General features: G+C 60.1%; 28 protein-coding genes. 10 read left to right on the forward strand and 18 right to left on the reverse strand.

Going from position 1 to position 23593, the window contains the following annotated elements; all coding sequences use genetic code 11:
- Positions 1–143 precede the first annotated feature (143 nt).
- Both BP869_RS05305 and BP869_RS05310 read right to left on the reverse strand, forming a co-directional pair.
- Positions 144–545 (reverse strand): hypothetical protein, encoded by a 402-nt coding sequence (locus BP869_RS05305; RefSeq protein ID WP_342677598.1) that lies wholly within the window; start codon positions 543–545, stop codon positions 144–146.
- Positions 546–936: 391 nt separating this feature from the next.
- Positions 937–1656 (reverse strand): head GIN domain-containing protein, encoded by a 720-nt coding sequence (locus BP869_RS05310; protein WP_342677600.1) that lies wholly within the window; start codon positions 1654–1656, stop codon positions 937–939.
- Positions 1657–1852: 196 nt separating this feature from the next.
- Here BP869_RS05310 and BP869_RS05315 point away from each other — a divergent pair, with 196 nt between their 5' ends.
- Together BP869_RS05315 and eif1A are read left to right on the forward strand one after the other, a co-directional pair.
- Complete coding sequence (locus BP869_RS05315; RefSeq protein ID WP_342677602.1) at positions 1853–2944, forward strand: DMT family transporter; 1092 nt, start codon at positions 1853–1855, stop codon at positions 2942–2944.
- A 124-nt stretch (positions 2945–3068) separates the two neighbouring features.
- On the forward strand, positions 3069–3380 hold the full coding sequence (eif1A, locus tag BP869_RS05320; protein WP_067052807.1) for a translation initiation factor eIF-1A: 312 nt from the start codon (positions 3069–3071) through the stop codon (positions 3378–3380).
- 21 nt (positions 3381–3401) lie between these two features.
- Here eif1A and BP869_RS05325 read toward each other — a convergent pair whose 3' ends face one another.
- Genes BP869_RS05325 through BP869_RS05350 form a run of 6 tightly spaced genes read right to left on the reverse strand, consistent with a single transcriptional unit; the run spans position 3402 to position 6847 of the window.
- Positions 3402–4199: a DUF7289 family protein gene (locus BP869_RS05325; RefSeq protein ID WP_342677604.1), complete on the reverse strand. Its 798-nt coding sequence runs from the start codon at positions 4197–4199 to the stop codon at positions 3402–3404.
- Between the two features lies 1 nt (position 4200).
- Positions 4201–4650: a hypothetical protein gene (locus BP869_RS05330; protein ID WP_342677606.1), complete on the reverse strand. Its 450-nt coding sequence runs from the start codon at positions 4648–4650 to the stop codon at positions 4201–4203.
- Entirely contained in the window at positions 4628–4999 is a 372-nt protein-coding gene (locus tag BP869_RS05335; protein WP_342677608.1) for a hypothetical protein, read from the reverse strand. The genes BP869_RS05330 and BP869_RS05335 overlap by 23 nt, the downstream gene beginning before the upstream one ends.
- Entirely contained in the window at positions 4987–5490 is a 504-nt protein-coding gene (locus BP869_RS05340; protein ID WP_342677610.1) for a DUF7288 family protein, read from the reverse strand. The genes BP869_RS05335 and BP869_RS05340 overlap by 13 nt, the downstream gene beginning before the upstream one ends.
- Positions 5484–6404 carry a hypothetical protein gene (locus BP869_RS05345; protein WP_342677612.1) on the reverse strand — a complete coding sequence of 307 codons (921 nt, stop codon included), beginning with the start codon at positions 6402–6404 and terminating at the stop codon, positions 5484–5486. Before BP869_RS05345 ends, BP869_RS05340 begins: the two co-directional genes overlap by 7 nt.
- 23 nt (positions 6405–6427) lie before the next feature.
- Entirely contained in the window at positions 6428–6847 is a 420-nt protein-coding gene (locus BP869_RS05350; RefSeq protein ID WP_342677613.1) for a hypothetical protein, read from the reverse strand.
- A gap of 374 nt (positions 6848–7221) precedes the next feature.
- Between BP869_RS05350 and BP869_RS05355 the strand changes: the two genes are divergently transcribed.
- Entirely contained in the window at positions 7222–7830 is a 609-nt protein-coding gene (locus BP869_RS05355; protein ID WP_342677615.1) for an FmdE family protein, read from the forward strand.
- 18 nt (positions 7831–7848) lie between these two features.
- Here BP869_RS05355 and BP869_RS05360 read toward each other — a convergent pair whose 3' ends face one another.
- Entirely contained in the window at positions 7849–9120 is a 1272-nt protein-coding gene (locus BP869_RS05360; RefSeq protein ID WP_342677617.1) for a DUF1015 domain-containing protein, read from the reverse strand.
- A 78-nt stretch (positions 9121–9198) separates the two neighbouring features.
- On the opposite strand from BP869_RS05360, the gene rimI reads away from it, so the two are divergent.
- Positions 9199–9660: a ribosomal protein S18-alanine N-acetyltransferase gene (gene rimI, locus BP869_RS05365; RefSeq protein ID WP_342677619.1), complete on the forward strand. Its 462-nt coding sequence runs from the start codon at positions 9199–9201 to the stop codon at positions 9658–9660.
- Between the two features lie 166 nt (positions 9661–9826).
- Here rimI and hmgA read toward each other — a convergent pair whose 3' ends face one another.
- The gene (gene hmgA, locus BP869_RS05370) at positions 9827–11035 is read right to left on the reverse strand and encodes a hydroxymethylglutaryl-CoA reductase (NADPH) (RefSeq protein WP_342677621.1); all 1209 of its coding nucleotides are present in this window, start codon (positions 11033–11035) and stop codon (positions 9827–9829) included.
- Between the two features lie 31 nt (positions 11036–11066).
- Between hmgA and BP869_RS05375 the strand changes: the two genes are divergently transcribed.
- On the forward strand, positions 11067–11993 hold the full coding sequence (locus BP869_RS05375; RefSeq protein ID WP_342677623.1) for a methyltransferase: 927 nt from the start codon (positions 11067–11069) through the stop codon (positions 11991–11993).
- A 166-nt stretch (positions 11994–12159) separates the two neighbouring features.
- Here the strand turns inward: BP869_RS05375 and BP869_RS05380 are convergent, their stop codons facing one another.
- The 4 genes from BP869_RS05380 to BP869_RS05395 are packed head-to-tail and all read right to left on the reverse strand — an operon-like array spanning position 12160 to position 15473.
- Complete coding sequence (locus BP869_RS05380; protein WP_342677625.1) at positions 12160–12549, reverse strand: Zn-ribbon domain-containing OB-fold protein; 390 nt, start codon at positions 12547–12549, stop codon at positions 12160–12162.
- Between the two features lies 1 nt (position 12550).
- On the reverse strand, positions 12551–13717 hold the full coding sequence (locus BP869_RS05385) for a thiolase domain-containing protein (RefSeq protein ID WP_342677627.1): 1167 nt from the start codon (positions 13715–13717) through the stop codon (positions 12551–12553).
- Positions 13714–14769, reverse strand: coding sequence for a hydroxymethylglutaryl-CoA synthase (locus BP869_RS05390; RefSeq protein WP_342677629.1), 1056 nt, complete (start codon positions 14767–14769; stop codon positions 13714–13716). Before BP869_RS05390 ends, BP869_RS05385 begins: the two co-directional genes overlap by 4 nt.
- Positions 14763–15473 carry a helix-turn-helix domain-containing protein gene (locus BP869_RS05395; RefSeq protein WP_342677631.1) on the reverse strand — a complete coding sequence of 237 codons (711 nt, stop codon included), beginning with the start codon at positions 15471–15473 and terminating at the stop codon, positions 14763–14765. The genes BP869_RS05390 and BP869_RS05395 overlap by 7 nt, the downstream gene beginning before the upstream one ends.
- A gap of 112 nt (positions 15474–15585) precedes the next feature.
- Here BP869_RS05395 and BP869_RS05400 point away from each other — a divergent pair, with 112 nt between their 5' ends.
- The 3 genes from BP869_RS05400 (at position 15586) to BP869_RS05410 (ending at position 17711) form a co-directional block, all read left to right on the forward strand.
- The gene (locus tag BP869_RS05400) at positions 15586–16254 is read left to right on the forward strand and encodes a DUF120 domain-containing protein (RefSeq protein ID WP_342677632.1); all 669 of its coding nucleotides are present in this window, start codon (positions 15586–15588) and stop codon (positions 16252–16254) included.
- Positions 16247–16918: a 3,4-dihydroxy-2-butanone-4-phosphate synthase gene (ribB, locus tag BP869_RS05405; RefSeq protein ID WP_342677634.1), complete on the forward strand. Its 672-nt coding sequence runs from the start codon at positions 16247–16249 to the stop codon at positions 16916–16918. The genes BP869_RS05400 and ribB overlap by 8 nt, the downstream gene beginning before the upstream one ends.
- Before the next feature lie 142 nt (positions 16919–17060).
- Positions 17061–17711, forward strand: a complete 651-nt coding sequence (locus BP869_RS05410) for a helix-turn-helix domain-containing protein (protein ID WP_342677636.1) — start codon at positions 17061–17063, stop codon at positions 17709–17711.
- Between the two features lie 553 nt (positions 17712–18264).
- On the opposite strand, the gene BP869_RS05415 is transcribed toward BP869_RS05410, so the two are convergent.
- Positions 18265–18843 carry a nucleic acid-binding protein gene (locus tag BP869_RS05415; RefSeq protein WP_342677637.1) on the reverse strand — a complete coding sequence of 193 codons (579 nt, stop codon included), beginning with the start codon at positions 18841–18843 and terminating at the stop codon, positions 18265–18267.
- The gene (locus tag BP869_RS05420; protein WP_342677639.1) at positions 18833–20068 is read right to left on the reverse strand and encodes a nucleotide-binding protein; all 1236 of its coding nucleotides are present in this window, start codon (positions 20066–20068) and stop codon (positions 18833–18835) included. The genes BP869_RS05415 and BP869_RS05420 overlap by 11 nt, the downstream gene beginning before the upstream one ends.
- Positions 20069–20184: 116 nt before the next feature.
- Here BP869_RS05420 and BP869_RS05425 point away from each other — a divergent pair, with 116 nt between their 5' ends.
- A complete protein-coding gene (locus BP869_RS05425; RefSeq protein ID WP_067046820.1) occupies positions 20185–20376 on the forward strand; it encodes a DUF1858 domain-containing protein in 192 nt (63 codons plus the stop codon).
- Between the two features lie 3 nt (positions 20377–20379).
- Here BP869_RS05425 and BP869_RS05430 read toward each other — a convergent pair whose 3' ends face one another.
- On the reverse strand, positions 20380–21285 hold the full coding sequence (locus BP869_RS05430) for an adenosylcobinamide amidohydrolase (protein WP_342677641.1): 906 nt from the start codon (positions 21283–21285) through the stop codon (positions 20380–20382).
- Positions 21282–21644, reverse strand: coding sequence for an anaerobic ribonucleoside-triphosphate reductase (nrdD, locus tag BP869_RS05435; protein ID WP_342677643.1), 363 nt, complete (start codon positions 21642–21644; stop codon positions 21282–21284). The genes BP869_RS05430 and nrdD overlap by 4 nt, the downstream gene beginning before the upstream one ends.
- A gap of 137 nt (positions 21645–21781) precedes the next feature.
- Between nrdD and BP869_RS05440 the strand changes: the two genes are divergently transcribed.
- Positions 21782–23407 carry a hypothetical protein gene (locus tag BP869_RS05440; RefSeq protein WP_342677645.1) on the forward strand — a complete coding sequence of 542 codons (1626 nt, stop codon included), beginning with the start codon at positions 21782–21784 and terminating at the stop codon, positions 23405–23407.
- The last annotated feature ends 186 nt before the right edge of the window (positions 23408–23593 follow it).

Raw genomic sequence — 23593 nt, forward strand, 5'->3', positions numbered from 1 at the left:
TCAAAAATTTTTCTGATTAACGATGAATATACCTATCCATCCTCTCTCTGAAAATTGGCCGGATTCACCGCCGTGCCGGCGTATCCGGGCTGAAGACGCAGGGCGGCATCGTCTCTCAAATGATGGAATGTAACAAAAGGGTGTTATGGGGGCGGCACTCTTTTCAGCCAGGCCTCCCTCCAGTAGCAGAAGCAGGAGCGGTCGCACCCGCCATATGCCGTGCCGTCACAGAGGGCCCCTTCAAGGAAGACGGTCGGTGTCATGATCCTCCTCATCTCGCCTGTCGTCTCCAGCATGATCCTCTCGACCCTTTTGAATACCCTGAACCGCTGTCCACAGAACTTATCCATGCCGCGCATGAAAAAAAGCCCTTTGTGCCTCCCGTTCTCGTCGAGTGTGGCCGATATCTCTTCAAGTGGCCTGACCTCAACCCACTCGCCGGGCTGGAGGTTCAGGTTCTCGTTCTGGTATGGGACTGTTCCGGCTCTTTTCGGGCCGGTCAGGGCGAGTGTCACCCCATGGCACATATAGGGCATGTTCTTCATGAAAGGCGCCAGGAACGGATACCTGTGCGTTGCCGTAAGGATCGAATGGTTCCATCTCCGTACCAATCTTTTTTTCGTGCCTGGCTCTTCGACGGAAACGGTTGCCGGGATTACGCTCCAATAGGAAAAATGACAATTTACCCCCCTTCTGGTCATTGTATCTGCTCCTCCGTAATTTTTAACGGTGAGATTGAACCGTCCAATAGTTCTGGCGCTGAATAGACGTTACTAATATATTACTCTTTTTATCGCGCAGGGAGATGACGTCACGAATGCATGAATTCTCGCATGTTCGTGCGGTCTCCTGGCAGATGGGGGGTGTCCTTCTCTGCAACGGGAGGAGAGGTACGCCGTGAGGCGAGGGATTACCCCCTTCCCTGTACTCTTTTCTCTATCCGGCATGCACCAGGCTCCCTGATCCCGTGACCTCCTGGACCAACCGTTCCGGGTTGCCCTGGTAGATGACCGTCCCGCTGCCTGAGATGACTACGTCCAGCGCCTCGGTCGCAAGGACTTCAGCTGTCCCTGACCCGTCTATCGTAACCTTCGAACGTCTGGTCTCAAGGTCGAATGCCGTTACCTTTCCCGATCCGCTGACGACCGCCGTATGATTTGTCGCCGTTCCCTGCAGGGTTGTGCTCCCCGAACCGGCGATGTTCGATGCAAGGTCGGTCACATTCACCTGGAGGTCGATGGCCCCTGACCCGCTGACCCCGGTTTCCAGGTTCTCTGACCTGATCTCGTTCTCCCCGATGACAGTCCCCGACCCACTCACCGAGACCCTCCTGACCCCATCTGTCGTGACCCTGAAGACGACCGGTTGCGTATTCCTGAAGCACTGTCCGTTGTGGTCTATGGTTAACACGCCGTCCGTGACCCGTGTCCTCAGGAGGGGAAGGATGTTATCCTCGGCCTCGATCCGTACAGAGGCCGGTGTACCCTGTGTCAGGTAGACCGTGCCGAAGGCAGCAAGGTCCACGCCATGGAAAGGCTCGACTGTTCTCGTCTCGGAAACAACATTTCCCGACCCATCGATGCAGGGTGCAAACTGTGTACACCCTGCGATCAGTGCTGCCGAGAGGATAAGGATGCCTGCACAATACCTGTTCACATGCCATGCCTCCACGTAACTTTCCCGGTCTATCTCCTCTCCTATGAATAATGTTGCCCGTCTGCCCGGCGCCGGTGCGCCCTGCCGGGGTTGGAGTCTCTATGAAGAGGATATTTCGCCTATTTTGACACTTTGGGGCCGTATCGCCCACCATCTATATGTCCCTCCCGGACAATGTATGATGATACTATTCCCTATGGTTGCCCCATCACGTCTGCCCTATCTCTATGCCCTCCTTGCCGCCCTGCTCTTCGGCTGCGGCGCCCCTGTCGCGAAGGTTCTCCTTGGCGACATCGGGCCTGTCACCCTGGCCGGACTCTTCTATGTCGGCAGCGGGAGCGGAGTCGCCGCCTATCTCCTTGCCTGCAGGGTTCTGGGCCGTGACAGGAACGGGTCAGAGGCGGCTCTCACGCCGGGTGATCTCCCCTGGATTATCGGGATCGTCCTCTGCGGCGGGTTTCTCGCCCCTGTCACCCTGATGCTCAGCCTGCAGTCGACGCCGGCGGCGACCGCTTCCCTCCTCCTCAATTTCGAGGCCGTGGCAACCGCGGTCATCGCGGCGATCATCTTTGGCGAAGCGGTCGGGAGACGGACCTGGGCCGCGCTCGGACTGATCACCGCCTCCTGCATCATCCTGTCCTGGGAGTCCGGCGACGTCGCGGGTTTCTCCCTTGCAGCTCTCGGCATCCTCCTTGCCTGCACCTTCTGGGGGATGGACAACAATTTCAGCAGGAATGTCTCGGCAAAGGATCCTGTCCCGACCGTGGCGGTGAAGGGCCTCGGGGCCGGTCTCCTCTCCCTGCTCCTCGCCCATCTCCTCGGCGAGGCGCTGCCGTCACCGGGCACCTGCTTCCTCGCCATGCTGGCCGGTTTCCTCAGCTATGGCGGCCTTGTCAGCGTCCTCTTCCTCCTCTCACTCAGGAGTGTCGGGACGGCAAGGACCGGTTCGATCCTTGCTGTCGCACCGTTTTTCGGGGTTGCAGCGGCGGTCGTCCTCTTCGCCGCCCCGCCCGATGCCGCGTTCTACCTCGCCCTGCCGGTGATGGTCGGGGGGGCGTATCTCCTGGTCACCGAGCGCCACTCCCATCTCCACCATCACGAGGCCCTTGTCCACGAGCACCGCCACAGGCACGACGACCTCCACCACGACCACGAGCACCCGCCCGGCACGCCCCCTCTGGACCGGGCCGGGTACCACTCCCATCTCCACGCGCATGTCGAGGTCCGGCACGACCACCCCCATGTTCCCGACATCCACCACCGCCACCGCCATGGAGGTGAAGAATAATGGCTTTTCCGGTTTTTCCGCTTTCATGGGCGGGAAAACCGGTTTGTAGATCCTGAAAGATACTCTTATATCCTCTCAGCAGAAAAGGTTGCAGAACACACAGGAAAAGTATGGAGTTGATTCCCTGAGTTATTTCAAAGATAAGGATAGTGGACCGGATGGGGAGATCATACGGGTCCGTCTCCCGAACAAGAGAAACAAAGAGATGTTTGCAAACGCGGAGTTGATGCTCGGCGCAAATCATATCAGAGTCAGGTGCTATGACGGCACGACGCGTGTCGGCCGGATCAAGGGCAAGATCAAGAAGCGGGTCTGGATCCGCGAGGGCGATATCCTGATCGTCACCCCCTGGGATTTCCAGGCGGACAAGTGCGATATCATCTACCGCTACACCCGGCCGCAGGTCGACTGGCTCCGCGGTCACGGATATCTCTGAAAAAAGATACTTTTCTGGTGCTCAGATTGAGAGCACCTGGATCTCGTATTTTTTGATGATCAGGCGGTTCACACCGCTCTTTGTGTACGTGCCGCCGCTACCGGTCATTTCCAGTTCCTGTCCGGTGAGATAGTTCTCCCAGGCCTTCGAGAAGTCTCTGGCCGGGTCGGGGGTATAGGTGATCTCCACTGTCTCGGCTGATGCGAAGGATTCTATGTGCGGCGGATCTGTCTGCACGAGTTGCAACCGCACTTCCCCCATGCCTGTCCTCGCCATGGGTGTGGTCGTATCGAGGGCGACAAGGTTGATCACCAGTGTCTTCTTTCCGTTGGCGTCGTCGGTGTACCACCGCGGTTCCGCGATCATCGCCGAGCCGCCTGCCTGCGCCCTGATCACCCCGCCGTTCTCCAGGGCGATGGTGGCGTCCTGCCCGTCTGAGGTGTAGGCGAGCATGCCGGGGGAGAAGGGGGATAGGCCAGCGGTATGGATTCTATCCGTTGCCATTGCATTATTCTGGACGCTGATGTTGAAGGTCTGCACGGTGCCGCTGGCGCTCTCCATCGCAAGCGACCCGCCGCTCACCTGCAGGGAGGTCTCCTTGTACGGGACGCTCTTGAAGCAGAGGGCTTTCATGTCGTTCTGCAGCACCACCATCGTCTGCTCCATGTTCCGTACGTCTGCGTTGCTCTGCTGCTGCATGAGCATCGGGTAGCCGTACAGGGTGATCAGGGCGATCCCGGTCAGCACCAGTCCGAAGATGAGGATGAACCCTATCGCCTCGGATACACCCTCGTTGTTCTCGATTCCGAATCTTTTCATCTTACACCCCGCTTGAGTTATAGGTGAGCCTGTTGATCCCGCTGCCCATCGTGCTCCCTGTCACGCCCATCGTCGCCCCGATGCCGGCGATGGAGATGGTGCTCATGACGCCGCCCCGCGAGACCACGACCTTCTGGTCGCTGCCGCTCACCCCCCTATTCATCTCCACGAAATAGTCAGCCCCGGCGACGTCGTCAGGGATGTCGAAGTCGGTGGTGATCGTCCCGTTGTCGGGAGCGATCACGTAGATGTCCACGATCCTGGTCGAGATGCCGTTCCCGACGTCGACGAAGGAGTGGTAGGCGAGCCTGTCCGAGGGCCCCTGCATGAAGATAGCATTTGTCGCGAAGATCGTGACGATCAGGAGGATCATCAGGATGCCGGTGATGGTGACGTACTCCACCAGGTTCGCCACGCCGCTCTCGTCGTCAGATATATGTCGTCGCGTCATAGGTGGTCACCCCGTTGTTGAAATGGATTCTCGTCCTGTTGTACTTCCCGTCAGGCACCGGGTCGTCGATCTGCACGATCGCATTCTTTCTGGCGCGTTCGAGTGCTTCGATGTCCTTTTCGAGATCTTTCCAGGTATCTCCATGGTTGAGTGTCGTATTGTGGACTATGTACTGGACCTCGGACGTGACGTCCCTGATGTCGCTCTTCGGGAACTCCAGAACACCTTCGGCCGTCGTCTGCCCGACCAGGGTCGCCTGGTTGACCACCAGGGCGAGGAAGAAGAAACCGACCGCGACGATGAAGCCCATCATCACGACCCACTGTCCGTCGTCGTCTAACCTCTCCATATGAGCACCTCCACCATCACGACCTGCGGGACGTCCCTGACATCAGCAGGTGAACCGTCGGGTTTGCCGGTGATGGTCACGAGCCTCGTCACCCGCACTGCCTGCTCGTAACCGCTCCGTGTCGCCGATGTTCCAAAGTCCTCCGTCGTGACGACTCCGGTGGTGTTCCGGTATGAAACCTCTGCGGCGAACTGGAGTCTGTCAGTCCCGTCGGTCTTTTTATTCAAGAGGCCTCCGAACTCGGCGTTGAATGCACTGTCGTCCCATGCCGCGATGTACTTCGTGAGGTTGCTCTCGGCATCGGCGCTGACCGGCGTGTCCATCACGGCCAGCACGTCGTTGCCGAGGACTTCAAGCTGCATGTCGGTGATGTGCGAGTCGCCGGGCGTGTACACGCTCGTCGTGCCGGCGACGAGGTACGCCGTCGCCAGGACGATGAATGCCGCCGCAATCCCCTCCATCGTGTAGAGTTGCGCTGAATCGTCTACCATACCGCCACCTCCAGCACGGCCGGTTTCAGGTGGGGAGGCGGGGCCGTGGTGTCGTCGTACGCGAATGTCCTGCTGGCCCATGTTTCCGAACTATCGAAGAGGAATCTGATCTCCATCTGGCTCGTCTCTGATGCCTTCCCGCTGAAGAATCCCGGTTCGAGGGAGAGGGTGATATTCGTGTCTTTCCGGATATTCTCTGCCGGTACCGCCGGAGGCACCCAGGTGTTGCCGCGGTATATCCGCACCCCGGTCAGGTTCCCACTGGGTATGTTCAAATTTGTGAGTGTGATATTTATCCGGTCTCCGAAGGGGTCGACCCGGTAGGCCGCCGGCTGACCAAGGAGTTTAGAGAAGTTCATCGCGACTGCGAAAGTGCCGTTGGTGGGAGGTGAGGTCGTGGTCCCTGTGTCGACGTCAAAGATCGCCTCGGCCGGTTCCTTCACCATCACCGTCCGCCTGATATACCCGTGGTCGCCCTGAGGCCGCGGGTCGCCGAGTGTAAGGGTCTCATCCTCCATCTTCAGGCTGATATTGAAGGAGTACGGATAGTCCGAGAAAAAGACCGTTTCCCGGTAAACATCGGGGTTGTTTTGATAGTGTGTCTCGTTGAAGAACGCGTCTATCTTCCCCATGGAGAGGACGTTCGGCGTCTCCTTTGAGACCGCAAGCCCCATTCTCTTCACGCGATCCATCGCCGTCTTTTCTCCTTCCCAGCGACTGTTCCCGGTCATGGTGAACTCGTCGAACCACCACCCCGGATCTTCGGCAAGGATCACCGAGGTCCGGTAGGCGACGCCGTCGTTGTCGATGGTGGCGCTCTGGAGGCCGGCGAGCATCCCCGGCACCATCCCTGCCGCGACTATCAGGGCGAGGAGGAAGATGGTGAATCCTGCCAGGAAGTCGATGGAGAGCATGGCGGAGTCGTTGTCGAGGGCCGTCAGATCACCTCCCCTGTCTGTGCGTCAAAACTGAGTGTCTCGGGGGCGGGAGCGTGCGACCTGAGGGTGTACGTGCCGTTCTCCAGGGTGAGGTCTGTCAGAGGCCCGAGCCCTTTGATCGCGTCGGCATGCATCTCATAGAGGTCGCGGGGCATGAGGATCATGTCCATGGAGATCTCCCCGCCGTCCAGCGGGTGGTTCCAGTTCAGTCTCGACCAGGTGCCGTGCGAGTAGACAAGGAACGAAGGGTTTCCGTCCTGCCGTATGCCAAGGGCCCAGGTGCTCGCGTTGCCTGCGGTTGCGACATCGGTGCCGCTCACCGTGACGACCTCCATCCCGGTGATATTCTCGAAGCCTTCCCCTGCAAGCACCTCCAGGTCCGTGAGGGCGGTATCGAGGTGTGTCTTCTCCTCTGCCATGGAGGGTGTCACATCCCTGATACCGCCGCCTGAGGCTCCGTCTGCGGATGTAGTGGTGCAGCCAGAGGCCCCGGAGAATGCGAGTATGCAGAAGATGAGGAGGGCAATGGTATGCGAGGGCTTCATAGCACGGATCCATTTTAGGGAGATTAGTATAAATAGTGTTTGAATCTGTATTGGCGCATTATATCTTTTTGATCCGTGTTTGGGGTCTTTTTGTCCCTGATGTGGCCGCCCGCCCCCTGTACGATTCCGTGGGATGGCTTTCTGGAATGGATGTGCTGTTTCCTCTTCTGGTCAGGACACGGATAACACTATTCTGTCGTGTTCTCCGATAGTAATACTTTTCCGGTAAAAAGTGTCACATCCTTCTCATGCAGAACCCCACCTTCGAGGAGGCCGTCCGCTTCCACGGCCACCGCTGCCCTGGCCTTGCCTTCGGGTACCGCGCTGCGGAGATCGCGATGGAAAAGATCGGTGCCGTCCGTGCTCCCGACGAGGAACTTGTGGCGATCGTCGAGAATGACGCCTGCGGTGTGGACGGCATTCAGGTCGTCACCGGATGTACCGTTGGGAAAGGGAACCTCATCCTCCGTGACCTCGGCAAGGGTGCATGGACCCTCATCAACCGCACGAGCGGGAAGGCGGTGCGGATCATGACCCGCCCCGACTTTTCCGTGGATGTCGTCGACCCCGCGTTCCACCCCCTGCGGGCGAAGGTCCATGGCGGTTCGGCAACGCCGGGGGAGAGAAAGGCGTACAGGGAGCACCTCGACGCCGTCTGTGCCGCCATCCTGACGCACCCTGCCGACGAAGTCTTTGCGGTCAGGGAAGTGGCGCCCGACGTGCCCGAGAAGGCCAGGATCTTTGCGTCGTACACCTGTGCCGTCTGCGGGGAACAGGTCGCCGAATCGCGGGCGCGGGTCAAGGACGGGAAGATCGTCTGCATCCCGTGCGCCGGAAAATATACGAGAGGGTGGTGACCCCCCTCAAAAACTGTTTTACTCTTTCTTCCCTTCGCCGAGCGTGTGGATCACAAGCCCGGAGAGGAGTTTCGGTTCGAACCAGGTCGACTTCGGGGGCATGACCATCCCTGCGTCCGCGATCTCCATCACGGTCTCGACATTGACAGGCTGCATCGAGAAGGCGACGGCAAACTCGCCTGAGTCAACCCTCTCTTCGAGGTCGGCAAGGGGCCTGGCACCGCCGAGGTACTGGAGACGGGCGTCGCCGCGGGGGTCGGTGATCCCGAGCATCCCCTCGAGCACCCTCTTCTGGATGACGGAGACGTCGAGGGAACCGATCAGGTCGTCGGGGTTCTCGACAGGGCAGGTGATCTCGTACCAGACGCCGCCCAGGTACATGTGGAAGACATGGTGGCCGTCGGCCCCCCTGAGGGGCGGGACACGGAAGACGGTGTCGTCTATCTCGCCGTACGCCTTCACCTCGAAGCCTTTCTTCAGGGCGGCGAGGAAGGACTCGGGCGTGTACGTGCCGAGGTCGGTGACGAGCCTAGAGTAGCCGTGGATCTTCACCCTCTTATGGGCGAGGAGGATCGCCATGAACCGGCCGTCCTCGGCCTCATAGGTTCCGGCCTGCCGGCGGTCCCCGGCGATCGTCACCGCGGATTTGGCGCGGTGGTGACCATCGGCGATATAGGTGGCCGGCACGCGGGCGAAGAGGCTCTCGATGTGCGCGAGGCGGACAGGGTCGCTGATCCTGAAGAGCTCGTGGACATTCCCCTGCTCGGTCTTGACGACCGCATCGGGCTCGCCCTCCTGGAGGATGGACTCGATGTACCCGAAGATGTCACCCTCGTCAGGGTAGAGGACGACCACGAGGCCGGTGTTGGCGTTCGTGGCGTCGATGTGTCTGGTCCGATCCCTTTCCTTGTCATAGCGGGTGTGCTCGTGTTTCTTGATGACGTCCTGGATGTAGTCGTCGACGTCGAGGCAGGCGACGAGCCCGAGATAGAGGTTGCCCCCCTGCTTCACCCGGTAGAGGTACATCGACGGGGCGTCGTCCCGGCGGAAGATCCCCTTCTCCTGCATCTCCTGGAAGGTCTCCCTCGCCTTCTCGTAGATCTGCTCGTCGTCGGCAGGGATGTCCCTGAGGATGGCGTCTGTCCTGCTCACGCTGAGAAAAGAGAGCGGGTTTTTCCTGATGACCTCTGCGGCCTCGTCTGTCGTCACCACGTCGTATGGCACCGAGGCAATCTTCGCGGCATATGCGCGCTCGGGCCGCAGCCCTGAAAAACGGTATACCTTTACCATGGGGATCACGTATCTTGAAGCTGCTAATACTTTCCCCCGGGTCAATATATTTCCTTGCGCACGAGGTAGATATGAACAATGTCAGAGCCCGGGTTTTTCCTGCGAAAGGCGACAGCGGCAGACCTCCCGGCCATTGTCGCCATCGAGCATGAGTCCTTCGTGGACCCCTGGAACGAGGAGACGTTCCTCCAGGCGCTTGAGTGCTGGGCCGAGACCTTCTTTGTGGCGGTCGTGGACAGGGAGGTCGCGGGCTTCATCGTCGGGGGGATCGAGGATACCGGCGAGGCGGTGTACGGCCACATCTGCAACTTTGCGGTGGCAGAGAGGTTCAGGCACCGCGGGATCGGGAGGGCGCTCGTCCGCAGTGCCGAACAGCAGTTTGCCATCGCCCTCGCCGAGGGTGTCCAGCTGGAGGTGAGATACTCCAACACCGCGGCCCAGAGGTTCTACCGGAGACGGGGATATGAACCGGTCTTCACCGTCGCCGGCTATTACTCCAATGGAGAGGATGCCATCGTGATGATGAAGTGGTTCTTCTGAGGGGCATGGCCGGGGGGCAAAGCCCCCCGGACCCCCCACTATCAGGATAGGAGTGGGGACGGCGGTGGATCCACACCCATTCAATGAAATTCTGGGGGCGACATCAACCTGAACATGAGGGTTTCTACAGATCCCTCAGGACCCTCTTTTCTCCCCGAAAAAAAGATTATCCCCGGCCGAGTTGCTTGTGGGCCCGGGCCAGGTGGTTGGCGGCGAGGGCGCCGAGGAGGGAGAGTTCGCCTGCAAGGACGCCTGCGCCGATGATCTCGGCGAAAGCCTTTGCATGCGTCCCTTCTGGCTCGCCGCCGCCTCTGACGCCGAGGAGGTTGAGGCAGGCGCTCTGGGTGTCGATCCCGGTGCCGCCGCCGACGGTACCCACCTGCACGGCCAGCAGGGTGACGGCCACATAGGCCCCGCCCTCTGTCTCCTCGACGGTGGTGATGGCGCTGCTCCCCTCGACCACATGGGCGGCGTCCTGGCCGCAGGCGAGGTACAGGGCGGCGATGATATTGGCGGCATGGGCGTTGAAACCGAGAGCACCGGCCCGTGCCGACCCGACGAGGTTCTTGCGGTAGTTCACCGCGGCGAGAGTCTTTGCGTCGGTCTTGAGGACCGTCTGGATCAACTCGTCGGAGAGGTGCACCCCGGCGACGACGGTCTTGCCCCTCCCCTCGATGAGGTTCATGGCCGCGGGTTTCTTGTCGACGTCCATGTTGCCGGAGAGGGCGACAAGGTGGGCCCCTGTCTCTGCCTCGACGAGGTCCGCGATCTCCGCCGTGGCGATCGTCGCCATGTTCATGCCCATCGCGTCCTTGGTGTCATAGGCGCAGCGGAGGAAGACGTTCGTGCCGACAACGTACGGCGTCACGGAGAGGAGTTTCCCGCGGGAGGTGGTCTTTTCGGCTGCAGCGGCGAGGTCGGCGAGATGGGCCCCGGCCCAGTCCGCGACCTCCTTGGCATGCACGATATCGCGGGCGGCAAAGACAGGGGCCCGGGTCATGGCGTCGGAGAGGACTCTCACATCGGCCCCTCCCGCCTTCGTGATCGCGGAGGCGCCCCTGTTGGCCGAGGCGACGAGCGCGCCCTCTGTCGTCGCGAGGGGGAGCCAGTAGGTGCCTTCCGCGTACTCGCCGTTGATCTTCAGGGGTCCGGCGACACCGACCGGCACCTGGACGGCGCCGATCATGTTCTCGATGTTTCTCTTCACCACCCTGTCGATGCCGATGGAGAAAGTGCCGAGCGCACCGAGATCGGCCCCGCTCTCCCCCTCGATATACTCGCGCCTCACCCTGACGGCCTCTTCGGGCGGGAGTTCGGCCTCCAGGGCGTAGAGTTTGAGAGTTCCATTTTTTAGTCTTGCGAGAGCATCATCCATGAGATCAGTATCGGGAGTTTCGGGGATAAAGATGCACGGTGAGGACGGCGACGAGATCTGGTGCCTGCGAGTGGCAAAGAAGCATGCGGAAGAGGCGAGACGGGACCTGATTGCACGTGAACTCCTGGACAGGGCCCACAGGCCGCGGGCCGAGGGGGACGACCTCCTCCTGCCCCTCCTGGAAGAGACGGCCGGGGCTGAAAAGGCGGCCTTCGCCGCCTTCCCCAGGCGGGAGGAACTTCCCCGCCACGAACTCGTCGGCGGGATCGCGATCCTCCTTGAGGAGGACAATGAGGGGGCCGAACGGGTGCTCCATTCCCGCCCGTCTCTCCATACTGTCCTGTACCCGACAAGTCCGGTGGAGGGGGAGTTCCGGACGCGGGAGTTTGCGGTCCTTGCCGGTGAGGAGACGACGCGGACCGTCGTCACCGAGCACGGCCACCGCTTTGCGGTGGACCTTGCGCACGCCTACTTCTCGGCCCGCCTCTCCACAGAGAGGCAGCGTGTACAGTCCGCGATGCGGGAGGGCGAGCGGGTTGTCGACATGTTCGCGGGCGTCGGGCCTTTCGCGATCTCCCTTGCCGACCAGGCCTCCCTGGTCGTCGCCGCGGACCTCAACCCCGCGGCAGTCTCCCTGCTCTGCGAGAACATCGCGATGAACAGGAAGAAGAACGTCCTGCCCATGCTCGCCGACGCTGCCCACCTGCCCGGCATCTTCGGCCGGACCTTCGACAGGGTCATCATGAACCTCCCGATGGAGTCTTCCCACTTCCTCTCCGCCGCCTTCGCCCTCTGCAGGCCTGGCGGCACCATCCACTTCTACGCTCTCCAGGACGAGGAAGGGAAGTACCTCGACGCGATCCGCGCCTTCCCGGTTGCCGAGGTCGTCGAGAGGCGGGTGCGGAGTTATTCGCCTGCTGAGTGGCACGCGGTGTACGATATCGTGATCGGGGAATAATCCCCTGTTTCTGGAAAAAGGGCTTTTTAGAACCGCCTGAAACGTCGTTTCATGAATGTTTCATCACAGCTGAAAAAATACACGTATCTATTGGCGCCGTCGCATCCGTGACGGCGCCGACTTTTTCGGATCGGAGTTTTTTCAAAAGAAAAGGAGGAATCGGGTCTCACATCGGCACGAACTTCGTGCCGTAGTAGATGACGCCGCTCTCGCCCTCGGTGCCGAGCTTGCGGAAGACCGACGTGACCGGCATGCCGATATAGGCCTCCTCAGGGGAGCAGACGATCTGCGCCGTCATCCTCGGCCCCTCGTCAAGTTCGACGATGGCGAGGACATATGGGGTGAGTTTCGCAAACTGGTCGCTTGCCGACCTGATCACCGAGAAGGTGACGACCTTCCCTGTGCCCTTGAAGGTGTGCTCGACGATCTTCCCCTCGCGCCGGCAGGTCGGGCAGAGGTTCCGCGGCGGGAAGAAATACCTGCCGCAGGTCTCGCAGTGTGTCCCCTCAAGGTTGTAGCGCTGCGGGATCTTTCTCCAGAAACGTGGTACCGACATTTCAGTCCCTCCCGAAGATGTGGACGGCGACCGTTGCACCCGTGCCGCCGACATTGTGCGTCATGCCGATCTCGGCACCGTCGATCTGTCTCTTCCCGGCCTCACCGCGAAGCTGAAGAACCGACTCACAGACCTGCTTGATACCGGTCGCACCGACCGGGTGGCCGCAGGCCTTCAGCCCGCCGCTCGTGTTCACCGGCAGTTTGCCGCCGAGGGCGGTGACCCCTTCCTCGGTGAGCTTCCCGGCCTCGCCCTTCTTGCAGAACCCGAGGTCTTCGATGGCGCAGATCTCGGCGATGGTGAAGCAGTCATGGACCTCGACGAAGTCGATGGCCTTTCTTTCGAGCCCTGCCATCTTGAAGGCCCTGTTGCCTGCAGCCACCGTGGCGTCGAGGGTGGAGATGTCGCGGCGGTCATGGAGGGCGATGGTGTCGCTCGCCTGCGCCGTCGCCAGCACCTTGATCGGCGTATCGGTGAACTTCTTCGCCATCTCCAGAGGTGCGACGACAACGGCCGCGGCGCCGTCGGAGATCGGCGAGCAGTCGAAGAGCCGCAGCGGATCCGCGACAAGGGTCGAGTTCAGCACGGTGTCGAGGGTGATCTCCTTCTGGAACTGTGCGATCGGGTTCCTTGCGCCGTTGTAGTGGTTCTTCACCGCAACCTGCGCCAGCTGCTCGCGGGTCAGGGGGTAGCGGTGCATGTAGTCGTTTGCGATCATCGCATACAGGCCCGGGAAGGTCGCCCCGACAAAGCCCTCCCACTCGCGGTCTGCGGCGCCGGCAAGGGCGTCTGTGGAGAGGCTCGTGTCCACGTCCGTCATCTTTTCGACGCCCGCGGCGACGACGATGTCTGACATCCCGCTTGCAACCGCGGTCACGGCGTCACGGAAGGCGAGCCCGCCCGATGCACAGGCGGCCTCGACCCGCGTCGCCGGGATATGTTCGGCGGCAAGACCGGAATAGTCGGCGATCAAGGCGCCGATGTGTTCCTGCTCGATGAACCGGCCAGCACTCATGTTCCCGACGTACATTGCGTCGATCTGTTCGCCTGCAAGGTTGGCGTCCTCGATCGCCTGAACGCCTGCCTCGACAATGAGGTTCCTGAAGGAACGGTCCCACCATTCGCCGAATTTGGTGCATCCGATCCCGATAACTGCTACGTCTCTCATTTCTGCACCATGATCTTACCCTTGTGTTTGGCGTACTGTGCGTAATCGAGATAGATCGGGTTGGCCAAGAGTTGCTCCACAGAGGGGGCCGCCGCCCTGTCAAAGACATCTGTGTCCGCGATCCTGTCGGTGACCGTGATATCGAAGGCGTCGCTCCCTGCGCCCGAGCCGAAGGAGGTCACGAAGACGTGGTCGCCGGGTTTTGCGATATCGAGGGTGGCGGCAAGGCCGACCATCGAGGCACCCGAGTAGGTGTTGCCGAGACGCGGCACCACAAGGCCGGGTGCGATCTGCTCCCTGGTGAAGCCGAGCATGCCGGCGACGCGCTGGGGGAACTTCGCGTTCGGCTGGTGGAAGACGGCATAGTCGTAGTCGGAGGGCTTCGTCCCCATCTGTTCGAGCATCATCCTGGCCGCGCCCTGCACATGCTTGAAGTAGCCGGGGTCGCCGGTGAACCGCCCGCCATGGCGGGGGTACGCCTGTCCCTCGCGCCGCCAGAAGTCTGGCGTATCGGTCGTGTACGAGCAGGTGTGGTTGATCTCGGCGATGGGTTCGTCTTTCCCGATGATCATTGTGGCCCCGCCCGCGGCCGCCGTGTACTCCAGGGCGTCGCCGGGCGCGCCCTGCGCCACGTCGGCGCCGACAGCGACGCCGTACGTGACCATGTCACTCCCGACAAGGCCCATGCAGGTCTGCACGCCTGCCGTGCCGGCCTTGCACGCGAACTCGTAGTCGGCCGCAGTCATCACGGGTGTTGCCTGGATGGCCGCCCCGACCGTTGCCGCCGTTGGCTTGACGGCATAGGGGTGGGACTCTGACCCGACGTAGATGGCGCCGATGGCGTCGCGGTCGACGTCTCTCCTGCGGAGTGCGTTGCGTGTCGCCTCGACGGCGATAGTGGCGGTGTCCTCGTCCATGTCAGGGACCGATTTTTCCCTGACCCCGAGGCCACCGGAGATGTCTTTGGGGTTGTCGCCCCAGACCCGGGCGATCTCCTCGACTTTGATCCGGAAGCGGGGGATATATGCCCCGTACGTAATGATGCCTACCATTCCTTTTCCCTCAAGGTGTTGACAATAGATTCGACGTCCATCGATGTGCACAGGACGGTTATCCGGTCCCGTTCAGCAAGGCGGGGAACGAGCGGGTGAACCTGCTCCACCTCCAGTCCCTGGAGGATGACGCAGCGCGGCTTGAAGGGGGTCACCCGGATCGCCACGAAGGGAGATTTCCCGGTCGAGACATTCGTGAAAATGAGTGCGCGCTCCGTGCTCCACCCGTAGATCCTGTTGAACTCGTTTGCAGAGAGTTGCAGGATCGCATTGAGGCTGTTGACCACGGTATACCCGAAGATCGAGAGGTCGAGGGTGCCGCAGAGCGTGCGGGCGCCGATGGCCTTCGCGAGGTCGGTCAGCTGGACTGAGGACGCGTAGTCGTGGATGTCGTAGATGACATCCTCGTCGATGTTGGTGAAGAGAATTCTCGAAAACCGCTGGATATGTCTGCCGCCGTTCTCCTCGTCGATTGCGAGGATTGTGTCGACGATTTTGCCGACGACGGCGGTTCCGGGGCTTTTCCGCCTTCCTCCCTCATAGTCGGAGATGACTGAGGGAGAGACGCCGAGCCTCTCTGAGAGCACCCCCTGGGGGATGTCGAAGCTCATGCGCCATTTTTTCAGCGCTTTCCCCGGTGAGTCCGAGAGCGTAATCTCACCTGCCATCTTCTCAGCAAGCTGCTTACGCAGTTCGGAGTTCATGGTTGTAGATATCAATCACGCACATTAAAAAATTAACGAATCGCACATCGACAATCTACGACATTTTCCGATTGGCAATCCATATATAGGATGCATCTCAATTGTGGTATGTATGATGGATGCAGGAGATCTCCAGTGCCTGAAGGTCGTTGCGCTCATGGGCGGCCTGCGGAGCTCAGCCTGGATGTCCTCGCAGTCTCTGGCGAATGCCCTGAACATCAGTCCGCAGACGGCCTCCCGTCGCCTGAAGTCACTCGAAGCAACCGGACTGATCACGCGCACCGTCAGGCCTGACGGCCAGTATGTCGCCGTCGCCCCTGCCGGGGAGGAGGAACTGCGGCATGAGTTCTCGGCGTACACGCGGATATTTTCGCCGGAGGGAGGCTACTATATCCTCAAAGGGACGGTGATCAGCGGCCTTGGCGAGGGACGGTACTATATCGACCACCCCCAGTACCGTGAGCAGTTCCTGGAAAGACTTGGATTTGATGCCTATCCCGGCACGCTCAATGTTCGCCTGGACCCGGAAAGCGTCCGGGTGAAGCGCCGCCTGGAAGGTCTGATCTGGATCGGGATCGAAGGCTTCGAAGCCGACGGTCGGTCTTTCGGAAGTGCTCGATGTCTTCCGTGTAGAATCGGAGACTGCCCGGGTGCGATCATCGAGCCCGGACGGAGTCACTACCCGGAAGAGATTATCGAGATCATCTCGCCGGCCCCTTTGCGCGAGACATTTGGACTGCATGACAACGATAGTGTACAGGTAGAGGTTACCCATGATTGAAGATGCATGTGCCGCCCTGAAGGCGGGCAAATTTATCCTTCTCTATGACTTTGACGACCGTGAACGTGAGACCGACCTTGTTATCTGCGCCGAGGCCGTCACCCCGCACGACGTGCTGACGATGCGGAAAGACGGCGGTGGCCTCATCTGTACTGCCGTTCACCCGGAAGCTGCAAAGAGGCTCGGCCTCCCCTTCGCTTCCGATCTGCTTCACGATTTCGAGGCCGTCGAGCACCTCGGCGACATCCCGTACGACCGTAAGAACCACTCGTCCTTCTCGATCTGGGTGAACCACCGGAGCACCTATACCGGCATCCCTGACCGTGACCGGGCGACGACTATCAACGCCATCGCCGACCAGGTACACAAGTCCCTCAACGGCGGCGGGCACGACTTCAAGGCAGAGTTCAGGACCCCTGGCCATGTGGCGCTCCTCCGGGCCGCCGAAGGGTTGCTCGACGTCCGCAGGGGCCAGACCGAACTCTCGATCGCCCTCGCCGCCATGGCCGGGGTGACCCCGGCCCTTGTTGTCTGTGAGATGCTTGACGACGAGACCGGCCTCGCCCTTTCCAAGGAGGATGCACAGGCCTATGCCCGTGATCACGGTCTGGTGTTCATCGAGGGAAAAGAGGTTCTCGAACAGTGGGAAAAGAGATCTGCCTGATCGCCGCGTTTTTGCTTGTTTGCTTGATTGGGCCTGAAAATGGGGGCGCTCCCCTCTCACCATTTTGAAATTGTTCCAAAGTTGTGGCAGGTCTTGATCAAAAAACGTAAAAACTATATGTTCTCGAATTTGAATATTTCATATGAAAAAGGATGCCGTAGCCTACCTTACCACGCGGAAAAGGGGCGACCCGGAGCATCAAAAAGAGATCATTGATGAATTTTGCAAATATCGGTTTACCGTTAATAAATTCTTCAGTGATCATCGAATGACCAACACCGCTCCCAGGATGCGCGAGGGCTATCAGCAGATGCTTGAATATGCACGGGAAAACAGGGTTGAACACCTTCTTTTTCCTGATCTCCCCGCTCTTGCAAAAAGTCTGGAATTCGAGGTTGAGGAGTTGAGGGCCCTTGTCGAGGAAGGTTTTGTCCCCTACTTTGCGAAGGATGACTTTTTCGGCTACCCCGATGACCCCGCACTCAGGATCCTGGCTGTCAGGAATTTTGTCGAGTACATGGCCCCCTGCATGGAGACGATGAAGAAGGCGGCCCGCACTCCGGCACGTCCGGAGTCCGGATCCCGGGGCACCATCGGGCGGCCACGCGCCCTGAACGACGGGCAGATCGAGGCACTGATCACCGTCCGTCGTTCCGGAACCAGCATCTCCCAGATCTGCCGGATGTTCAGCGTGAGCAGGAGCACGGTGTCAAAAATCCTCGCAGAATATCCCGAACTCAAGGGCGAGTGGAAGGGGAAGCGTTCTCCGGCCGAAAGTGCCGAGAGCGAGTAATACTTTTTTTCGAGCGTCACCCTGTCCACGACAGGGGGAGGACAATTTCCCTTCGTCGGATCTTAGATCCTGTCTTCTCCGATCCCCATCCTGTCGGGACGACCGAAGGAAATTGAGAAAATCGGCTCTGTAGAATCACTGATGAAACGAAGTTTCAGGCGGTTCTTTGAAAAATTCTACAGGGGTTTTCATGGTAAACCATCATATTGAGGGTATTCCCGGAGTCCTGATCAGGGCAATTTCCAACCCCGCTCCCTCCCCCTCCCCGGCAGCAGGGGTGGCCGGGAGAGGGAGCATTACCTGCAATCATACCGGGGCTCTGGGGGCGTTGAGTCCTGCCGGATTTCATTCTGTTCTGCCCACGGCCCCTGCTATGCCCGGATCATCGGATCTCTTCGATATGGCCCCGAACAGTAGGTCGGATCCCCTGATTGGAGGCAAATCCGGGCGTATTCGACCCGGGCCATGTCCCGCGGGGTCACACCCTCCTGACATGCAGGTACCACAGGGATAGGATCTGGGGTCTTCCTGAGTGAAAAGGGCCAAAAAAGGTTCAGATGGTGATCTGGGCAAGCGCCTCATAGACCATCCGGCGGTACACGTCGAGATTTGTGGCGTAGTGCTCCCCGGCAAGCTTCGAGTCCTCGGTCGTCCCGAAGGCTTCGAGCCTCTTCAGGGTTCTTTCGGCAGCGTCAAGAACCCAACAGTTCCGCATATCCTTGTCGACGACCGTCACCGACTCGGCCCGCACCGAGACGAAGACCCGGCCGTCTGGCGCCTCGTAGACACTCGGTTTTCCGACGACTGCGACGAATGCCGGGGGCTCGATCTTCGAGACCTGCGTCATCGCCTCCTGCTGGAAGGAACTGGCGGAGACAAAGAAGGTCCCTGTCGGGTCGGAGACGCGGATCTGGTAGAAGATGTTCTGATCGCCCCGCTTTTCCTTCTGGGTCATCGACCCGATGATCAAGACCCTGTTGCACCTCTCCCCTGTCGGGAGGAGGACATAGGTCGGGCTCTTCTCGTCCTCTCCGTCCTTGAAATGGTAATGTGCCTCGCGCAGTTCGGCCGCGAAGACCCTGCGTGCCGGCTCGCGCTGGTAGCGCGGCGTGAAACGACTTTCACTCTGCATGTGACTCGCCTCCGATCTGGTTGAGAAGTTCTGTATGCCGGTCTGTATCAAAGGAGAGGGGCCTGCACTCCCTTACAAGGAGAGTGTCGCCGAGGTCGCTCCCTGAACAGGCGAAGTAGCGGCCCATCACGGCATCCCTGATCTTGTAGAAAACGTCGTCCAGTCCGAGGGGGCTTTCCTGGGCGATCGTTACCGCCTCGTCGAGAGAAAGCCCGGTGACCGCCTCGACGACATCCTTCTGCATGAGGATATTGTGTGCCGTCGTCCCGTCGTCGAGCACCCCCTTGATCCTGATATCATATCTGAAGTTGTCCTGGACCTCGTGGACAGGGCAGTAATTCCGCTTCGAGAGGACGCGGTTGCACCCCTCCACAGGGCAGCGCTTGACAAGGCCCGATCCCGGGCCGACATTCACGATAGCCCCTGTGACGGTGGCCGCGCCGGTCCCGACGGTGATCTCGGCCTCTTCGTCAGGGAAACACTTCGCGCCGTTGAGGGTGATGGAAAGCCGCCCCTGGTATTCGTCCACAGCCGCGTAGAAGATGTTATAGACCATCCCCGGCTCGAGCCGCTCCATGCCCTCCTCTTTCCAGATGGTGAACTTGATCGTGCCCGACTCGTCGCCGACGATGCCGGTCTGGAGGATCCGCTCGTGCCTCGCCTCCCATTCCTGGACCATCTTCACCTTCACGCTGGCGACGCCCGGCCGTAAGTCGGCGATCCTGGCCATCTGCGGCATGATCGGGATCTCCTTCTCGATCGCCGTGATCGTCGTCCCGCTGTGGAAGTTCAGCTTCGGCGTGCCGCGGTACTCGTCCACGACCGCGGACTCGATCCTGTACCACTGCCCCTCTTCCATCAGGGGTGCCTTTGCCCTCTCCCAGGCCGTGAACTGGATCGCGCCTGTAGCGTCGGCGATGGTCCCGCTCTGGCTGATCGCGGTCGAGGCTGGTTTTGCGATGCCGACGATCTTCCCCTCGACAGTCGCCCATTCGCCAGGAAGGAGAGACCCGATCTCGCGCATCTCTGAGGACGGGCCAGGCATGGACGCGAGGTTGTGATCGCGTGCGAGGTTCTCGGATACGGTCTTTTCGGCCTCGGTGAGGTTGACGCCGAAGTCCTCAACGAGGGTTCGGAGTTTCTTTTCCACCTCTGCGGGGTCGATTTTGACCTTCTGCGACTCGAACTTTCGGGAGATTCTTTGTGCTGCTTCGGATAGATCCATCTACATCTCCAGATGAGCATCGTCACCGCTCGATATAAAATGTGAGGGGCGGAGGGTGAAAGTTGGTACAGGCCCCCTGTTGCACTTTTAAGTATTGGAGCGACCAACCTCTGGGTATGGCGATCACCGCTGACAGTACGATCCTGGAACTCCTCCAGGCAAAGCCCGAAGCTGCGGAAGTCCTGATGCGTTTCGGCATGGGGTGCCTTGGCTGTGCCATCGGCAGAGGCGAGAGTATCCGGCAGGCCGCGGATGCCCATGGCATCCCGCTCGAAGAACTTGTTGCCGCGCTCGGCATCCAGGAGTAAAAACTATTTTTCCGGCTTCCCTCTGAGGGAAGTCCGGTATTTTTTCAGCTCTCCGAGCGAAGCCTCGGGGTTTCGCCGCAGGTATGCGGCGACCGCGGGCTCGTGGAGGAGGGTGCAGCGGCTGCAACTCCAGACCGTCCCGCATGACGAACTTTCGACCTCTTCGCCGAGATCCCTATCCCCGCAGGGGTAGAACGGACAGTAACAGAAGTCGCAGGCCTGCCCCGGGAAATGACAGGGATAGTAGGGACACCCTTCAGGCCGCCACTCGACCCAGTGGTCGCCCCCGTACCGGGAAAAAATGAAAAATGATGGTTTGTCCCGGATGATCCTCCCCTGCTGGCGGGCAAGCGCCTCCTGGACTCCCTGGAGAACGGCGGCATAGACCCGCCTGCCGATCCCGGTAAAAGTGCCTGCATAGGTGTGGGCCACATCCCCCTCGCAGGCGACCGCCACCGCATCGGTGGTCGTGCCGGTGAAGTCGTACCCCATCAACCTGAGCGCCTGCGCCTTTGCCTCCGTGGCGGTGATGATCGTCTCCAGGAGGGCGCCGTCGGAGAGGCCCTCCCGAGAGGTGACGATGATATTGATCGTGTGGGGATGCCCGGGGTCAGGGTCGGGGTTCGGGTTCGTGACGCCTGCCGTGACGAAAGCCGTGATATAGTCGTACTGCAGGACACAGAGGTACTGCATCGGGACAGCGGTCAGGAGGCCGAAAAAGTCGCCGCCGATCCCGGCCGAGGCCGCGATCTCCCGGAGATAACGGGGGGGATCGGCATGGTCGAAATTTTCCGGGACCGTGTGATTGAATATCGTCGACACTCCCCTGACCCCGCCGCCGATCCCGGTGCTCCCGGCCCTGAAGGTACCCCGCACAAAGAGGGTGTCACGGGTGTGGTAATATCTCATGCAACGGTGTACCTGACCCTGTCTTTGAGTTCCTGCTGTTTTCCGGCATTCCAGCCGGAGACATCCTGAAGGTATCCGGTGACCCGGCTGATCTGGGTGACGTCGTGGGTGCCGCATTCCGGGCAGACCGGGGCACCGCATAGGGGGCAGTACTCGATCCCCGAGACGATCTCGTGAGCACAGTGGGTGTGGTCGAGGGGGCACATGATCTCAAGCTGGGTTTCGCCGCAGACCGGGCAGGGATCGGTCCCGACCACATGGTTGCAGGTGTGGCACTTGTACCTGCGCTCTTCGACCGGGATGTCAGATAACTTCCTGTATTTTTTTGCCAGCGCCAGTTGCTCGTCGCTCCACTGCATGCTTAATCCTTCCTGCTGAAATTATTAAAGGGTACTTCTTTCGGCCGGTTGCCGGTGGGAACCCATGAAAAGACCCGTCTTACTTCCCTTATCCCGAATCGTAAGATATTATAATCTAATCCTGTTACCTTATACCAATGCATTCAATAAATTCCCTTGTCTCCCATTTTTCAGGGGAGAAATGGGGTGGCAGGAGTTGTACACGATATTTCCTGCTCGCCGCCCTCCTTTTTCTCATGGGGTGTGGTGTCCCGGCCTCTGCCGCCGTATTTTCTCATGAGGAGAACGGATCGGGCGTCCCTGGTCTGCCACCCCTGCTGGGGCCGGCTTCAGGAAACGAGCAACCCGCCCCTGTGATGGCCGCGGCCGTTGAAGAGATGGATCCCCTCTCCCTGTATGCCGCACAGGCCCGGGAGGCCGTGGACGAGATCTCGGGTTCTCTTGCGTCTGCCGGGAATAATACGGGCGTGACCGACGTTACGGCCTTTCCCCTCATCACCGACCCTGACCTTGCCAATACCGGCTATCTAGGGCGTCCTATGGGTGTGAAAATTGTGGTCGTCTGCCCGGCCGAAGGCGACCGTCTCCAGAATACCCTCTGGTGGTATGAGAAGGACGCGACGGCGATTGCCAGGGCTCTCTATTCGGGGGAGATAAAGGACAGACTCGGCTTTGTCACCGTCGTCTTCAGGAAAGCTGACGGGAAGGCAACTTCTCTCAAACTTGTCCTGAATGCGGCCGAATCTTCTCTGGCTATCTCAGGTAATGATACCGCCTATATCCGGAATATTGACTGGTCAGGTGTGGAGATAGCGAAAGGTGTGTCGATCGCCGGCTATGAACCGCCGGGATCTGCGGTACGGGGGCCTGTGAAGGCCGGGAATGGTGGATCGACACGGGCCATTCCTCTGGATGTCCTGAAGGCTGAGGTTGCCGACGGCACGAATATGATGAACGTGAAGATAGATGAGATATCCCGTGCAGAAGACAGGAAAGACTATGCCGCCGTTGCCCGGCTCTCCGATGAACTTATTGGCATTGCCCGGACGCGGGAAAAGGATCTTCGGTCCTGCACCGTCCCTTCTGGATGTGCTCCTGCCCTCAATGAATACGGTGCCGGGCTCGGGAAGTATCAGGAGGCGGGGTCTCTCCTCTGGTATGGTGCGACCTTTGTTGATGACGACGCGTTTGCCCGCGGGAATGAGTGCCTTGTCCAGGGCCAGGCCAGGATCGGCAGTGCCCTGGAAAAACTTTCCCTGTCTGCCCCGGTACTCGGAGTCCAGGTGATCGCCGCGCAGTCTCTATACCCTGATGCCCTCGCTCCCCTGGGCCGGTACAAGTTCAAGGACGCTCCCGAGGGGAACACGATCTCGGTGAAGGTCGGCCCGGTCACGCGGCTGGACCGGTACACCACAGAGAAGGGTGATACAGTGACCGAACACCTGCCGCCGTACGGGAAGGAGTTCCTCTGTGTGCTCGTGGAGATCAACCACCTTGGATACGGTGGAAAGGGGAGCCAGACATTCAGGACGCCGAAAGCATCAGGTTTTACTCTCCTTCTCGGTGGCGACAAGTACGTCCCGAAACAGCCTGAAGCATATATCGAGTGTGTCGGTTCTGTTTACTCTGATGTGACTCTCAAAAGGAAGGACCGTACCATCGGCTATCTCGTCTATGAGATCCCGATCGCCTCTGACCCTGCGTCTGGATATCTTCAGGCAAACTTCGGCAAGGGCGGTTCTCCCATCTGGAGACTGGGCTGACCCTTTCCTCAAAAAATACTATTCTTTTTTGACATATTTCGCACACCCGGCCGTCGCCGGGTGCCGGAGCGGGAGAGGTGTTCTGCCCGTGCGGTACGAATTGATGAGAAAAGTGATGGTGGTCAGGCAGGGTCAGACCCTGCCTGCCGCCTCAGAGGACTCATAGGGTTCGTCAGCGCCGGATGG

The organism is Methanofollis sp. UBA420, from assembly GCF_002498315.1.
Taxonomy (GTDB): Archaea; Halobacteriota; Methanomicrobia; order Methanomicrobiales; family Methanofollaceae; genus Methanofollis.

What these genes read in the sequence shown, in the direction of transcription:
- BP869_RS05305 (WP_342677598.1), bottom strand. Translation starts at nt 545, where the DNA reads ATGAAGAACATGCCCTATATGTGCCATGGGGTGACACTCGCCCTGACC.
- BP869_RS05315 (WP_342677602.1), top strand. Translation starts at nt 1,853, where the DNA reads ATGGTTGCCCCATCACGTCTGCCCTATCTCTATGCCCTCCTTGCCGCC.
- BP869_RS05325 (WP_342677604.1), bottom strand. Translation starts at nt 4,199, where the DNA reads ATGAAAAGATTCGGAATCGAGAACAACGAGGGTGTATCCGAGGCGATA.
- BP869_RS05330 (WP_342677606.1), bottom strand. Translation starts at nt 4,650, where the DNA reads ATGACGCGACGACATATATCTGACGACGAGAGCGGCGTGGCGAACCTG.
- BP869_RS05335 (WP_342677608.1), bottom strand. Translation starts at nt 4,999, where the DNA reads ATGGAGAGGTTAGACGACGACGGACAGTGGGTCGTGATGATGGGCTTC.
- BP869_RS05340 (WP_342677610.1), bottom strand. Translation starts at nt 5,490, where the DNA reads ATGGTAGACGATTCAGCGCAACTCTACACGATGGAGGGGATTGCGGCG.
- BP869_RS05345 (WP_342677612.1), bottom strand. Translation starts at nt 6,404, where the DNA reads ATGCTCTCCATCGACTTCCTGGCAGGATTCACCATCTTCCTCCTCGCC.
- BP869_RS05350 (WP_342677613.1), bottom strand. Translation starts at nt 6,847, where the DNA reads ATGGCAGAGGAGAAGACACACCTCGATACCGCCCTCACGGACCTGGAG.
- BP869_RS05355 (WP_342677615.1), top strand. Translation starts at nt 7,222, where the DNA reads ATGCAGAACCCCACCTTCGAGGAGGCCGTCCGCTTCCACGGCCACCGC.
- BP869_RS05360 (WP_342677617.1), bottom strand. Translation starts at nt 9,120, where the DNA reads ATGGTAAAGGTATACCGTTTTTCAGGGCTGCGGCCCGAGCGCGCATAT.
- rimI (WP_342677619.1), top strand. Translation starts at nt 9,199, where the DNA reads ATGTCAGAGCCCGGGTTTTTCCTGCGAAAGGCGACAGCGGCAGACCTC.
- hmgA (WP_342677621.1), bottom strand. Translation starts at nt 11,035, where the DNA reads ATGGATGATGCTCTCGCAAGACTAAAAAATGGAACTCTCAAACTCTAC.
- BP869_RS05375 (WP_342677623.1), top strand. Translation starts at nt 11,067, where the DNA reads ATGCACGGTGAGGACGGCGACGAGATCTGGTGCCTGCGAGTGGCAAAG.
- BP869_RS05380 (WP_342677625.1), bottom strand. Translation starts at nt 12,549, where the DNA reads ATGTCGGTACCACGTTTCTGGAGAAAGATCCCGCAGCGCTACAACCTT.
- BP869_RS05385 (WP_342677627.1), bottom strand. Translation starts at nt 13,717, where the DNA reads ATGAGAGACGTAGCAGTTATCGGGATCGGATGCACCAAATTCGGCGAA.
- BP869_RS05390 (WP_342677629.1), bottom strand. Translation starts at nt 14,769, where the DNA reads ATGGTAGGCATCATTACGTACGGGGCATATATCCCCCGCTTCCGGATC.
- BP869_RS05395 (WP_342677631.1), bottom strand. Translation starts at nt 15,473, where the DNA reads ATGAACTCCGAACTGCGTAAGCAGCTTGCTGAGAAGATGGCAGGTGAG.
- BP869_RS05400 (WP_342677632.1), top strand. Translation starts at nt 15,586, where the DNA reads ATGATGGATGCAGGAGATCTCCAGTGCCTGAAGGTCGTTGCGCTCATG.
- ribB (WP_342677634.1), top strand. Translation starts at nt 16,247, where the DNA reads ATGATTGAAGATGCATGTGCCGCCCTGAAGGCGGGCAAATTTATCCTT.
- BP869_RS05410 (WP_342677636.1), top strand. Translation starts at nt 17,061, where the DNA reads ATGAAAAAGGATGCCGTAGCCTACCTTACCACGCGGAAAAGGGGCGAC.
- BP869_RS05415 (WP_342677637.1), bottom strand. Translation starts at nt 18,843, where the DNA reads ATGCAGAGTGAAAGTCGTTTCACGCCGCGCTACCAGCGCGAGCCGGCA.
- BP869_RS05420 (WP_342677639.1), bottom strand. Translation starts at nt 20,068, where the DNA reads ATGGATCTATCCGAAGCAGCACAAAGAATCTCCCGAAAGTTCGAGTCG.
- BP869_RS05425 (WP_067046820.1), top strand. Translation starts at nt 20,185, where the DNA reads ATGGCGATCACCGCTGACAGTACGATCCTGGAACTCCTCCAGGCAAAG.
- BP869_RS05430 (WP_342677641.1), bottom strand. Translation starts at nt 21,285, where the DNA reads ATGAGATATTACCACACCCGTGACACCCTCTTTGTGCGGGGTACCTTC.
- nrdD (WP_342677643.1), bottom strand. Translation starts at nt 21,644, where the DNA reads ATGCAGTGGAGCGACGAGCAACTGGCGCTGGCAAAAAAATACAGGAAG.
- BP869_RS05440 (WP_342677645.1), top strand. Translation starts at nt 21,782, where the DNA reads ATGCATTCAATAAATTCCCTTGTCTCCCATTTTTCAGGGGAGAAATGG.